The 12,167-nt window shown below is 41.4% G+C and carries 13 protein-coding genes; 11 read left to right on the top strand and 2 right to left on the bottom strand.

All coding sequences use genetic code 11. The features are described from left to right. Positions 1-79: 79 nt before the first annotated feature. Genes AC58QT_RS09610 through AC58QT_RS09600 form a run of 3 tightly spaced genes read left to right on the top strand, consistent with a single transcriptional unit; the run spans position 80 to position 1,674 of the window. Positions 80-427, top strand: a complete 348-nt coding sequence (locus AC58QT_RS09610; protein WP_497408719.1) for a VOC family protein — start codon at positions 80-82, stop codon at positions 425-427. A 39-nt stretch (positions 428-466) separates the two neighbouring features. Then, positions 467-1,207 carry a WecB/TagA/CpsF family glycosyltransferase gene (locus AC58QT_RS09605; protein WP_497408718.1) on the top strand — a complete coding sequence of 247 codons (741 nt, stop codon included), beginning with the start codon at positions 467-469 and terminating at the stop codon, positions 1,205-1,207. Between the two features lie 26 nt (positions 1,208-1,233). Continuing rightward, positions 1,234-1,674 (top strand): GNAT family N-acetyltransferase, encoded by a 441-nt coding sequence (locus AC58QT_RS09600; protein WP_497408717.1) that lies wholly within the window; start codon positions 1,234-1,236, stop codon positions 1,672-1,674. Positions 1,675-1,749: 75 nt separating this feature from the next. Here the strand turns inward: AC58QT_RS09600 and AC58QT_RS09595 are convergent, their stop codons facing one another. Beyond that, the gene (locus AC58QT_RS09595) at positions 1,750-2,199 is read right to left on the bottom strand and encodes a VOC family protein (RefSeq protein WP_497408716.1); all 450 of its coding nucleotides are present in this window, start codon (positions 2,197-2,199) and stop codon (positions 1,750-1,752) included. A 226-nt stretch (positions 2,200-2,425) separates the two neighbouring features. On the opposite strand from AC58QT_RS09595, the gene AC58QT_RS09590 reads away from it, so the two are divergent. The 6 genes from AC58QT_RS09590 (at position 2,426) to AC58QT_RS09565 (ending at position 8,835) form a co-directional block, all read left to right on the top strand. Then, positions 2,426-4,051 carry a WD40/YVTN/BNR-like repeat-containing protein gene (locus AC58QT_RS09590; RefSeq protein WP_497408715.1) on the top strand — a complete coding sequence of 542 codons (1,626 nt, stop codon included), beginning with the start codon at positions 2,426-2,428 and terminating at the stop codon, positions 4,049-4,051. Positions 4,052-4,078: 27 nt separating this feature from the next. After that, positions 4,079-4,777: an ankyrin repeat domain-containing protein gene (locus AC58QT_RS09585; RefSeq protein WP_497408714.1), complete on the top strand. Its 699-nt coding sequence runs from the start codon at positions 4,079-4,081 to the stop codon at positions 4,775-4,777. 23 nt (positions 4,778-4,800) lie between these two features. Next, positions 4,801-5,037: an NUDIX domain-containing protein gene (locus AC58QT_RS09580; RefSeq protein ID WP_497408713.1), complete on the top strand. Its 237-nt coding sequence runs from the start codon at positions 4,801-4,803 to the stop codon at positions 5,035-5,037. A 331-nt stretch (positions 5,038-5,368) separates the two neighbouring features. Beyond that, the gene (locus AC58QT_RS09575; protein ID WP_497408712.1) at positions 5,369-5,896 is read left to right on the top strand and encodes a hypothetical protein; all 528 of its coding nucleotides are present in this window, start codon (positions 5,369-5,371) and stop codon (positions 5,894-5,896) included. A gap of 328 nt (positions 5,897-6,224) precedes the next feature. Then, positions 6,225-8,369: a pectate lyase family protein gene (locus AC58QT_RS09570; protein WP_497408711.1), complete on the top strand. Its 2,145-nt coding sequence runs from the start codon at positions 6,225-6,227 to the stop codon at positions 8,367-8,369. Between the two features lie 118 nt (positions 8,370-8,487). Then, positions 8,488-8,835: a hypothetical protein gene (locus AC58QT_RS09565; protein ID WP_497408710.1), complete on the top strand. Its 348-nt coding sequence runs from the start codon at positions 8,488-8,490 to the stop codon at positions 8,833-8,835. A 10-nt stretch (positions 8,836-8,845) separates the two neighbouring features. Here the strand turns inward: AC58QT_RS09565 and AC58QT_RS09560 are convergent, their stop codons facing one another. After that, positions 8,846-10,012, bottom strand: a complete 1,167-nt coding sequence (locus AC58QT_RS09560) for an FAD-dependent monooxygenase (protein ID WP_497408709.1) — start codon at positions 10,010-10,012, stop codon at positions 8,846-8,848. A gap of 142 nt (positions 10,013-10,154) precedes the next feature. Between AC58QT_RS09560 and AC58QT_RS09555 the strand changes: the two genes are divergently transcribed. Both AC58QT_RS09555 and AC58QT_RS09550 read left to right on the top strand, forming a co-directional pair. Continuing rightward, complete coding sequence (locus tag AC58QT_RS09555; protein ID WP_497408708.1) at positions 10,155-10,940, top strand: hypothetical protein; 786 nt, start codon at positions 10,155-10,157, stop codon at positions 10,938-10,940. 95 nt (positions 10,941-11,035) lie between these two features. Then, on the top strand, positions 11,036-12,154 hold the full coding sequence (locus tag AC58QT_RS09550; RefSeq protein WP_497408707.1) for an alpha/beta hydrolase: 1,119 nt from the start codon (positions 11,036-11,038) through the stop codon (positions 12,152-12,154). The last annotated feature ends 13 nt before the right edge of the window (positions 12,155-12,167 follow it).

Genomic DNA, 12,167 nt, shown 5'->3' with positions numbered 1-12,167 from the left:
AAGGAACTTACATGTAAATCTCGAATAGCTAAAGGAATCGGACAGTTAGAAATTTGATGACAGACAGGAGATAGATACGATGATAAAAGGTTTCGGAGGCATATTTTGGAGAACTAAGAATCTTGAAGTTACCAAAAAATGGTACAGTGAAGTGTTGCAGATTGATATAGAGAATTGGAACGGGACTGTGATAAAACCTCAATCAGGAAACGAAACGATTTTCTCTTTCTTTTCTGAGGATGATCGTTATTTTCCAAAAGAACAACAAGTCATGTTAAATTTCGAAGTACATAATCTAGACGAGACGATTCAGCATCTTGCCCATATTGGTGTACCTCTTGCTAAGAACAAAGAGAGTAGTGACTACGGACAGTTTGTCTGGATTGAAGATCCTGAAGGCCGACTGGTCGAGCTTTGGGAGAGATAATGTAAACTAAGGATAACCAGAGATAAAGGTGGACATGCCATGACAGAGAAATACGCCAAAGTAATGGGAGTTGACTTTCCCAAAATTACATTACAACGAACCATTGAGATTCTCAGTGATGTCATTCAAGAGAATAGATCCGAACTTTTTCATGTCATAACGGTTAATCCAGAGATTACGATGGCTTGCCAAAAGGACATGTCGTTGCGTTCTATCATTGATCAAGCAGGTCTCATTACTGCGGACGGCATCGGCATTGTGATGGTATCTCGACTAAGGGGTGGAAACCTCCCTGAAAGGGTTACTGGGTATGATACGTTGTTAAAGCTACTGGATTCAGGGAATCAAAAGAAGTGGTCCTTTTATTTTTTGGGTGCAGATCCGCTTACGAATGAAAAAGCATGTGAAGTTATTCGTGAAAAATTTCCTAACCTTGTAATCGCGGGGAGGCATCACGGCTTTTTTAATTCATCCGAAGAAGAGCAAATCGTTGAAGAAATTGGCATATTAAAGCCTGATATATTGGTCGTTGCACTGGGAGCTCCGTATGCGGAGAGATGGATTCATCAATATAACGCACAACTTCATGCGAAAATTGCGATAGGGGTTGGTGGGAGTCTCGATGTCATAGCTGGAAAAGTAAAGGAAACTCCCGAGATCTGGAAAAGGCTAAACTTGGAGTGGCTTTTCAGATTGAAACAACAACCTTCTCGATGGAAACGACAGTTGATCTTGCCGCGGTTCGCTATTCGTGCATTGTTTTTTAGGGGGAGTAAGTAGGTAAGCCAAACGATAGTTTTGAAGGGATGACTCTTGTGTGTAAATTTGTAAGGTGGGCCAATGGAAATGATGCCGAGATTCTTGTCGCCTTGAACGAGGAATTTAATGGGGTAGGGATGACGGCTAGTGAAGTTAAAGAAAGCCTTACGAAGAACAATGAATTAGTAGCACTAGCCATATTGGATGATATTCCGGTTGGATTTGCTTGTGCCCAATGTTTTAAATCCTTTTGCTATCGCAGTTCACAAGGTGAAATAACGGAAATGTATGTGCAAGATGCTGCTCGAAAAATAGGGTTAGCTACTATGCTTATATCGTTCCTGGAACAAGAACTTTCCTCACGAGGTGTTACAAGCATAAAGATTCTAACAGGCCCCAATAATAGGGCTGCTCATAAAACATATGAACGGTCAAGTTATGTGCTGAAAGATGAAATGACGTTCCAAAAAAAAGTTGAACTCATATAGAAGTTGAAGCGTAGTGATTTGAAAAAAGGATGTTCTTCGGCAAATTTTTGTCGTGGAACATCCTTTTGTTTCTATTTATTTACGGAGTTGTTCCGCCAAACCGACGAGAATTCCTTCCGTTCCGCGAATGTAGCAGAGCCGATATGAATCCTGGTACGTAACGACTTCGCCAACGAGCTCAGAACCAATCTTAATGAGTCGGGATACCATTTCGTCAATATTTTCAACGGCGAACATGACGCGTAGATAACCGAGGGCATTGACAGGAGCTGTTCGGTGATCTGCTACAATGGGTGGGTTGATGAAGCGCGAAAGCTCAATTCGACTGTGGCCATCTGGGGTAGCCATCATAGCAATCTCTACATGCTGTGAACCCAGCCCGGTTACGCGACCAGCCCATTCTCCTTCAATCGTAGCTCGCCCTTCGAGCTTCAAGCCAATCTCTTCGAAGAACGCGATGGCATGATCAAGGGATTCAACCACGATGCCAACATTGTCCATTCTTAGTAATTTGTTATTTTCCATTGTTTTATCTCCTTATGAGTACATATGGATTATCGGAATATCCTCCTAGTTATTCTTCCAAGAATGACTGATTCCTTCCAAAAGATTAACTTCTTATCACGGATTGCTTTTAACCTAGCCATTGAAAAATAGATTAAAGTATCTCATTTGAATAAATGGTATAATTTGAAAGGAAATTCTATTATCTACTCATGAAATGAAATGAAATGAAAGGGTGGTCATCGCTGTGATACCATTGCTAATAAAAAGAGCCTCCATCCTGCTAAGCTGTCTAGTGTTCCTTGGTATGACAGGTTGTACTTCTGATGAAACAAAGACGACAGAAGTATCCTTGTTAACATCGAATTCATCCATTGTACAAACAGAGTTTGAAACGATGACACCCCCAATTGCTGTAAAATATATCCGTTCCGTGATGAGACCTAGCATGATTCAAGAAGATCTATTGAGACTACTTGGGAATAAGTATAAAGAATCTCAAATTCATTCTGGCAATAACACCGAGACTTTATGGAGATACGATATCGGAGTTAAAGAAGGATTTAGTCCCACAGCAACACGAGATTTTCACGACTGGGCCGATGAAACAGGGATACAAAAAGGGAGCGTATACGCTCAGTTCTTGATCCGATGGGTAGATGGTAAGTCCGAAAGCTTCTGGTTGGCCTACCGAGGGGCTGATAACGAAAGCAAATTTGAGGAAGTAACAGGGGAATTTCAAGGGATAACATGGGAAATGGCTCCAAAAGAACCACCTGCAGTATTCCATGCGGATATCTTTGGTTATAGCGATATGAATGACTTCAACAATGGTTGGGCAGCTGGCAGAAAAGTGTGGAAAACAAGCGATGGAGGGATAACATGGGTCGATCGTACACCTCCTAAGGAAGACGGATCCTACGAATTACTAAAATTCGCAGATCCAAACACGTTAATGGCCTTCTTTCGTCCGAAAGAGTTTACTGAAGAGATGACAACGAATACAGATTTGTCTTTGAGTGAAGAACCTGTGTATCGCACTACGGATGGTGGGGATAACTGGGAGAAATTGGATCATCCACTAAAGGGACACTGGGGTATTCATCCTATGGTTACAATGGGCGAGGCACAATTTGTAGATGAGCATGTTGGATATTATTATGCTTATGCTGAGCCTGGAATGGCAAAGGAACGTCGAAATTTGTTTTTGAAAACCATAGATGGTGGGCGACATTGGACTGTACTCAGTGAAGATATTACGAACCAAAGAGATCTCGGGTATGCTAGTCCTAACGGATTGGTGATTCGGAATCATAATGAACCTTGGATTACTTACAACAATACGGGTAAAGGAAAACCTATCATTTTCAAGTCCACTACGAATGGTCATTCTTGGGAACAAGTGAAATTGGAAGTACCCATGCAGGCATTAGACACAAATATGTATCCTTTAAATAAGCCGATGTTCTGGGGACCTCATGATACAAGTGGGCTCATGACTTTTTCATTTTACAAAGACAATAATCTGAATGGGGTTATTTGGTACAAAACCACAGATGGAGGAATGAGCTGGACAAGTCGGGTTTCGACTTATGAAAGTATAACAGCCAAGCCTACTTCTCCGGGGCGGAATAACGGGAGTTTTTCGGTTTACGCCTATGATATCAACAATCTATGGATCCTTGAAAATAATTTAGGCGAAATGTACCGTTCTATAAATGGAGGTGAGACTTGGCAGCTTGTTGGCTCTTCTCCATCCTTTCAGAATGTTCAAAGTCTTATTTTTTCAAGTCCGAATGAAGGTAGGGCCTATTCTCGGTTTATCAACCTGTATACCAAAGATGGCGGAGTAACATGGAAGGAACAACAATAACGAGACGAGATTAAGGGAGTGTTCATCATGGATTCGTTCGTACAAGCCATTCAAACAGGAGACGTGGACGCGTTGCGTCATCTCCTAGAAGAATATCCTGAATTGGCTACAAAGAGAGAAATAGACAAAATAGGCAGTGCTCGTACTGCTCTGCACGTTGTGAGCGACTGGCCAGGATACTTCCCTAACGGACCCATGATCACCAAAATACTCCTTGCCGCAGGTGCTGACCCAAACGTGCCTATGATTGGAGGAAGTCACTCGGAGACACCGTTGCACTGGGCGGCCAGCAGTGATGATGTGGATGTCGCTGCTGTGCTGATCGAAGGCGGCGCAGACATTGAAAAGCTGGGCGGCTCGATTGGCGGTGGCACCCCTTTGGACAATGCAGTGGGCTATGGGTGTTGGCATGTTGCTCGATTACTAGTACACCAGGGAGCTAGTGTTGATAAGCTTTGGCACGCATCGGCTTTGGGATTGATGTCGCGTGTAGAGGAACTTATTGACAGTAATCCATCACATGCAGGGGAAGACATTACCATCGCATTCTGGCATGCGTGCCATGGAGGACAACGGAGGGTTGCCGAGTATTTGCTGACACGTGGAGCAGACATCCATGGGACTCCTAGTTATAGTAGAGAGTCGGCTATTCATATAACAGGTTGCCTGGACACTCGCAGGCAGACTATGGTTGGTTGGCTAAAAAGTAAGGGCGCACTAACTTAATGGTGAGCCAAGGAGGAAGAGACATGTATCCACGTGCCAATGTATTAGGAATCGTTATCCGGAACAATCAAGTGCTTGTTGAGGAACAATCTGGCAAACATTCAAAAGGTACTGGTTTTTACTATCGACCAATTGGTGGGACAATTGAATTTGGGGAACATTCACAAGAGGCACTTGTTAGAGAATTCCAAGAGGAATTAGGTGTCCAAATCAGTATTAAAAGTCATATGAAATGTATAGAAAATATTTTTAAAAATTGATGAGCATATAGGGCATGAAATAACTCAAATATATCTCGTTGAACTAAGTGACCCCACGCTATATAAGCAAGAGCGTTTTAAGGTTAGTGAGGGTGCTAAAATAACTTATGCGCAATGGATACCGGTATCTGATTTTGAACTAGGATTACGAATTTTATATCCAAATGGCTTAATGGAACTACTTAAAGATGTTACTTAAAAACACTGCATAGCTCATAGCTTCTAAAATAAAGTATACCTTATATTTTCCTTTATATGGTATAATATCCCAGATGTTGGTTTAATGATTAAACTAATTCACGAGGATATATTTTAGAAGGAGTTTATGGGGATGAACATGTTTAAAAACAAGGTAGTTCGATGGTCTTTATTTGGATTGGCGCTTGTTATTGTAATGAGTGGTTTATTTTTAACATTCGGAAGAACATCAGCTTTAGCTTCTGATCCTCAACGAGTGCTACAGGCATATTTGGATAGCCTTATAGCGGAAGATACGAATAAAGCTTTCTCCTATGTTACCTTCACTGGAAAAAATGAAATAGATATGAGGCAAGAATTTGAACTTGCCATGAAGTCGGATAAATTATTGTCGTACAAGATCGATAAGTTTTTTAATGACGATGACACACATGCTAGCGCCTCTGTTACCCTTCATTTTTTAAATCAAGGAGAACAGAGAAGTGTAAATGAATTACTTAAGACAACCGGCGTTTGGAAAGTTATTCGAGACATAAGTGCTTCTTCCACAGAGGATCAATTGCTGCATCATCCAAGTCAAGCAGTCATTTATCAAGTTCAGGAAGATGTTCGGAATGGAAAAGTTGGAACTGCACAGCCAAGTACGAAGCCATTAAAATGATTAGAAGCATGTGATTAACACGCATACATACGATACAACCTGAAGGCTGCCGATTAGAAATAATTGGTAGCCTTTTATCCGTAATATCATTGTCAGTTTTTGAGATTCGGCAGGGAGAGTATCATTCACACGGCTGATAATCATTATCTCAGAAAATGAGGAGATATGATCAAATGATTGTTTCGGAACCTCTTTTTAAACTGATAAGCTGTGGTTGTTGGAAATATTTGAGATTAAGAAGAGTTTGGTTGAGAGAAGGGAGCGGATAAGACAAACTTGTAAGCGATTCCATGTAATGCTAGACCAATTGATCGCGGGAGGTATTAAATTGAAAAATCGTGCAGCGAAAGTTACGAGTTACGTTTTATTGTTTGCTCTAGTGTTTTCAATCATCGTAAGCGGAGTGGGGAATACGGTCGTACATGCATTGGGTGTTTCGATCACCAGTAGTGGAGGATGGAATGAGACGGCCTACGTAGAATGGTCACCTGTCAGTAACGCGCAAGGATATAATGTTTATGTTAAACCTGCAAGTGCAGCAGACTCACAATATAAACAAATCGATACCCAATTAATTCGAAAATACGCTTCCTACTGGAGAGCTGATGCTGTAGGGCTTGCAGCTGGAAGTTATGTCATGAAGGTTGAAGTGGTATTGGCTGATGGTACGAAAGAAAGCACGGTTTCTAATACGCTATCTGTTGCGGCACATGACAGATCTGGATTTGCCTTTGCAGATAATTCACCTTTTGGCACAGGTTCAGGTGCTTATAATGATGATGGTACACTCAAGAGTGGCGCTCAAGTTATGTATATTACATCTGCGACTGCACAGACGGTAGCGCTTGATGTGAAAGTCAATAGCTCAGGTGGTAAACAGACAGGTGTTGGACTGGGTGCAATTCTGGCACTTAGACAAAAAGGTTACGATACAACACCCCTTGCTATCCGATTTATTGGAAAAGTAACAGATGCGAACATGAGTGGTCAGCTTAACAGCAGTGGATTTTTGCAAGTAAAAGGTAAAGCCAATTATGCAGAAATGAATATTACATTAGAGGGTATCGGGAAAGACGCCTATGCCTATGGATGGGGAATACTGCTTAGAGCTGTCGGTAATGTAGAAGTAAGGAATTTAGGGATAGCGTTATTCCCTGACGATGGGATTTCACTTGATACAGGTAATGCGAATATTTGGCTGCATAATAATGATATTGTCTATGGAAAAGCAGGAGGAGATGCGGACCAAGCCAAAGGGGATGGTTCAACTGACCTCAAAAAAGGATCAACCTATATTACCATTTCATACAATCACTATTGGGATTCCGGAAAAGCAGCGCTTGTCGGTTTTGATGATTCAGCAGAGTTCTTTGTTACGTTCCACCATAACTGGTTCGATCATTCCGACTCTCGTCACCCACGTATTCGGACAGGATCTATTCATATTTATAATAACTTCTTTGATGGCATATCCAAATATGCGGTTGGTGCTACAACGGGAAGTAATGCATTTGTAGAATCCAATTATTTTAGACACACGAAGAAACCAATGATGATTTCCTTGCAAGGTACGGATGCTTTAGAAGCAGAAGGTACTTTCTCAGGTGAAGATGGCGGTATGATTAAAGCCTATAATAACACGATTGTTGATGCTGAAAGTATCATTTATGCCAATTCCAACATTGGAACAGCGCCTGCTAGTGCAACCTCATTTGATGCCTACTTAGCTTCGTCAAGAAATGAAACAGTGCCTAGTTCATACAAAACACTAGTTGGTGGAACTTCGTACAATAACTTCGATACAAGTATCGATACGGGTGTAAATGCTGCCGATATTGATAGCGTAAGCAATGTTGAGCAAGTAGTTACGGCAGAAGCAGGGCGCCTAAGTAAGGGAGATTTTACATGGGATTTTGTAGATTCTGTTGATGACCTATCCTCTAGCCTTAATGCACCGTTGATGACTAAAATACTAAATTATGCAACGCAACTTGTATCCGTTGGCGGTAATTCAACACCACCAAGCTCTACACCAGCACCTACGACTACGCCGGCATCTACGACGACACCAGCGCCAACGACCACGCCTGCCCCAACGGCTACACCAGCACCGACGGCAACACCAACACCACCGCCTGCATCGACAATAGTTCACAACTTTACGACGGATGGAAAAACAAGCAGTTTCTTTACGATTACAGGCTCCCTCTCAACGACCAAGGGAACAGTGGTATACAATGGTTTAACGTTAACCCAATGTTTGAAAATCGAAAGTGCAACCAATATTGCCTTTACTACAACCGCTGCTAAAACATTAACCTTAGTGTTAAATACAGCAACTGGAACCAAAATAAAGGTTGATGGAACAAGCTATGCGGTAACAAATGGTGTTGTCAGTGTACCAATTGCAGCTGGCGCACATACCATTACGAAGGATGATGTCGCGAATCTTTATTACATGAAAGTAGAATAAAAGTAATGTTGCCAACTGTATTGCGAACGTAGCATATGGTTGGCATTTTTTATCAACTACTGCAGTTACACAATATGGTATAGTGTAATGGATATAAATTCCATTCGGTGGAGTGAAGATGATGAGTGAAGACAAAATGAAGAATATCGCTTCCTATATAGGACTTCTCGCTTTAGCAGTTACGATATTTCTTTTTATCAAGATTAAGTTTGAGAATGGCTCAGACTTAGGAGGTCTTCCAGCCATAATGATCCCGCTCAGCTTAGTGTTAATTATCGCATCCATTACGCGAAAGGCCTTATTCCTAAATGTGAGTTTGCTTTTGAGCTTGCCTCTTGTTTCTTTTTGGAAACCGAACATGGGAAGTGTGGGACTTCTTGCAATAATTCCAATGTTGATTTTACTTGCCTCATTGTTAATGACTTATCCATGGCTCCGATCTAAATTGTTAAAAGCACACTCATAGATCAAGTTGTTTATTTTACTTCATAGCCAATGATAGGATCAAAACGTCTAATATATAGGGCTTCTGACAAAGAAGCCAGAAGCTTATTGCGGCCATAGATAAGTAGAGGGTTCTTAAGTTGTACGATTCGTCCCATCGATCGAGACATGCTAGTGATGCGGTTTACACGTGGCATACGTTCCTTCTCATAGGCTGCAAGTGCAGACGGAATATCCGAGTGCTGCAGGCATCTGGCTAGGACGATGGCATCTTCAATGGCTTGCGCACCTCCCTGTCCTAAATTGGGCAGCATGGGGTGTGCAGCATCGCCGAGAAGTGTTATTCTACCGAAACTCCACTTTGGTAGTGGTGCTCGGTCAACAATGTTATGGGCTAAAATGGTAGAGGCCTCTGTTGCTTCAATAGCAGTCAGGATCGGACTATGCCAGCCGTGAAATTGACGCAGTAGCTCCGATTGTCTCTCTTCTACTTGAGGTAAATTTCCTTGACGTGCATTGATGGCGGCAAACCAGAATGCTCGCCCATTACCGAGACTCGAGAGACCAAAACGTTTGCCAGGACCTAGTGCCTCGAAGCCTCCACCATCGTCAGCAGCTTGTGACGCTTCGTACTGACAAACGCCTCTTAGCGCGATATATCCCGAGTAACGTTCCATGCTATGACCAAAAAGTCGTTCACGTACGGCAGAGTGAATGCCATCAGCGCCAATAATGACATCTCCATTCTCCACGGTTCCATCTTCGAAAACAGCGATAACACCTTGATCACTCTGTTTTGAATCCATCCATGGTTTGTTAGTATGAATGGTTGTCGTTGCAGTGACTGCTTTTACCAGAATTGATTGAAGATCAGCTCTAAGAATGACATAGCTTTGGGTTCCGTATAGAGCAGCTTGTTTCGCAACGGGGAGGCTCGTAATGAGTTGGCCGTCCCAAGTTCGAATGTCACCATGCGTGACCGAAGCTCCCGCTTTCCGGACGGTATCGCCAACGCCAAGCAGATCAAGGGCTTTCATCGCATTGGCAGCCAACACAATTCCAGCGCCAGATTCTCTTAAGGATGCTGCCTTTTCAAAAACGGATACGTGCCATCCTTGCAAATGAAGTGACAATGCTGTGCATAATCCACCAATCCCTGCTCCAATCACGATTGCCTTACGTTGTATTGCTGTAGCCATAAGTAAATCCTCCCTCCTCGTCAAACCGTGCTTTACTAGTTAGTCTCATCATAATCAATGAGGTCGTGGATGACCACCCCAAAATATGGCGTATTTTCAAGAAAATTATGAATAATGGAAGGAGTATGAGATGAGGTTCAAGATGGCTCTGATGCTTACCCTATTCGCCTTGCTCACCGCCTGTACGACTGCCATGAATAAAGAAACTGATTCCATACGCGTGAATAATGATACAACGACTACTACACCAAATGTAACTTCAATTGCCGGAGATGCAAGTACAGTAGATAACTCGATTAGAGCAGTTGGAACAGTTCAAGACGGACGCTTACTCGTAAAACCTGCTAGTCAAGCTAACAGAGCACCCTTAGGGGCTCCTAGTTGTCTCGGATTAGAAACGTTCTTCAGATGGTCAGGAGATTATGAAGTCGTATGGGAACCAGCATCGGGTGGGGCTTCTAGCAAGGTATTCTCCTTTCCGGTAGATTTCGATATTGTGCAACCAAGCGAGACACCCATGCTATTGCAGCAGTTTACCTTAGAAAAAACAACCATATTCGCATACGTTCCACGTTATACGGATTGTCACGGCCTCGAAACGTATTTGTTTGGGATCGAGGAAGGGAAGGCATTTCCGATCCCATTTGTAATGAAACCGGATCAGATTTTAGCGGAGATAAGTCAGCTTCCACAGCATCCTTTTCAGGTATCAAATGGTGAGCTCATCCTAACTGGCGGCTATGGAGCTGGTCAAGATTTCATTCCTGTGTATCATTTTAATTATGATAGGAATAAACATGCCATGATTTTGAATAAGACTGATCAAGTGAAGCCAAATGATTTAGTAACACTCAAACCTAAAAATGACCGTCAGGATGAAATTTACCTGAAGGTTTTTTTATTGTATTTGAAAGATCAATATTTTTAACGGAAAGGTAAAATATGTATATATAAATTCAAATATATAATAGTTACAATTTTAGTTGAAAACATACTAAGGGGAATTTGAACGGAGGTTGTTGATTGGAACTTCGTAAAAGTATGCTGATGATTACCGTATTTTTTGCATGTTTGAGTGTTGTAGGAATATCAAGTTATCTAATCTCTTACAAAGTAATCACTTGGTCGAAGGAATTAGATCAATGGAAGTTAGGCGATCTAGAATTTTTTAAAAAATATGCATTTGAGATACAAATTATCGCGATAAGTTCCATCATTCTACTTATACTTTCAACGATAATGTTCATCAAAATGAATCAAAAACAGGGAAGAAAATTAAAAATAGTGGTGATTTTAACTTTTTCAATCCTAGTTGGCACGTATTCATGCCTTTGCCTCTTTATTTATCACAATCTAAATGGAATTATTAATATAAATCACCTTGTTTACCAACCCAAAAAATTGGATCAAGCTAGTTCAGATCAGATAAGCTTACTTTACAGTCATGCGGAGGAAATCAAAATAAATACAACCGACAATATCCAATTACAGGGCTGGCTTTTGAGGAATACGGACAATGATAAACAAACTCCGCTTATTATATACTTCGGTGGTTCTTCAGAAGAAGTATCAGATATGCTGTCAATCGCTGAGATACTGGATGGTTGGTCGATCGCGCTAATTAATTATAGATCGTTTGGACGGAGCGAGGGAGAGCCAAGTGAGCAAAACTTATACCTCGATGCGAATTCCATTTATGATTATTTCTCAAAAAGAGGCGATATTGATAATACGAAAATAGTAGCTATGGGATATAGTCTTGGAACTGGGGTCGCCGTGAATTTATCAAAGGAACGCTCTACAATCGGTACAATTCTTGTGTCTCCCTATGATAATTTCGCTAAGTTATTGAGTACAAATCTCTCAAATTCATTACAGCTGCATCATATGTTTCCGCTTTCCCTTTTTATAGAAGAAACCTTTAACTCAATAAAAAAAGCGCCTTCAATTCATACTCCTTTACTATGTCTAGCAGGTGAGTTAGATCGAAATATTCCTATTGCTTATACTAAAAAACTAGTAGATAAATGGGGAGGCAAGAAGACAATGAAGACGATATATCGCGGTGATCATTTTTTCTTGTTCTCGAGCGGGGAGGCTTGGAAGGAAATAAAGAGCTTTTTAAAGACTATTTCCCTATGAAACATAGTATAAA

The sequence above is a fragment of the Paenibacillus sp. J31R109 genome (genome assembly GCF_059692055.1).
Note: the sequence above shows the minus strand (reverse complement) of the source record. Positions and strands in the feature narration are given on the sequence as shown.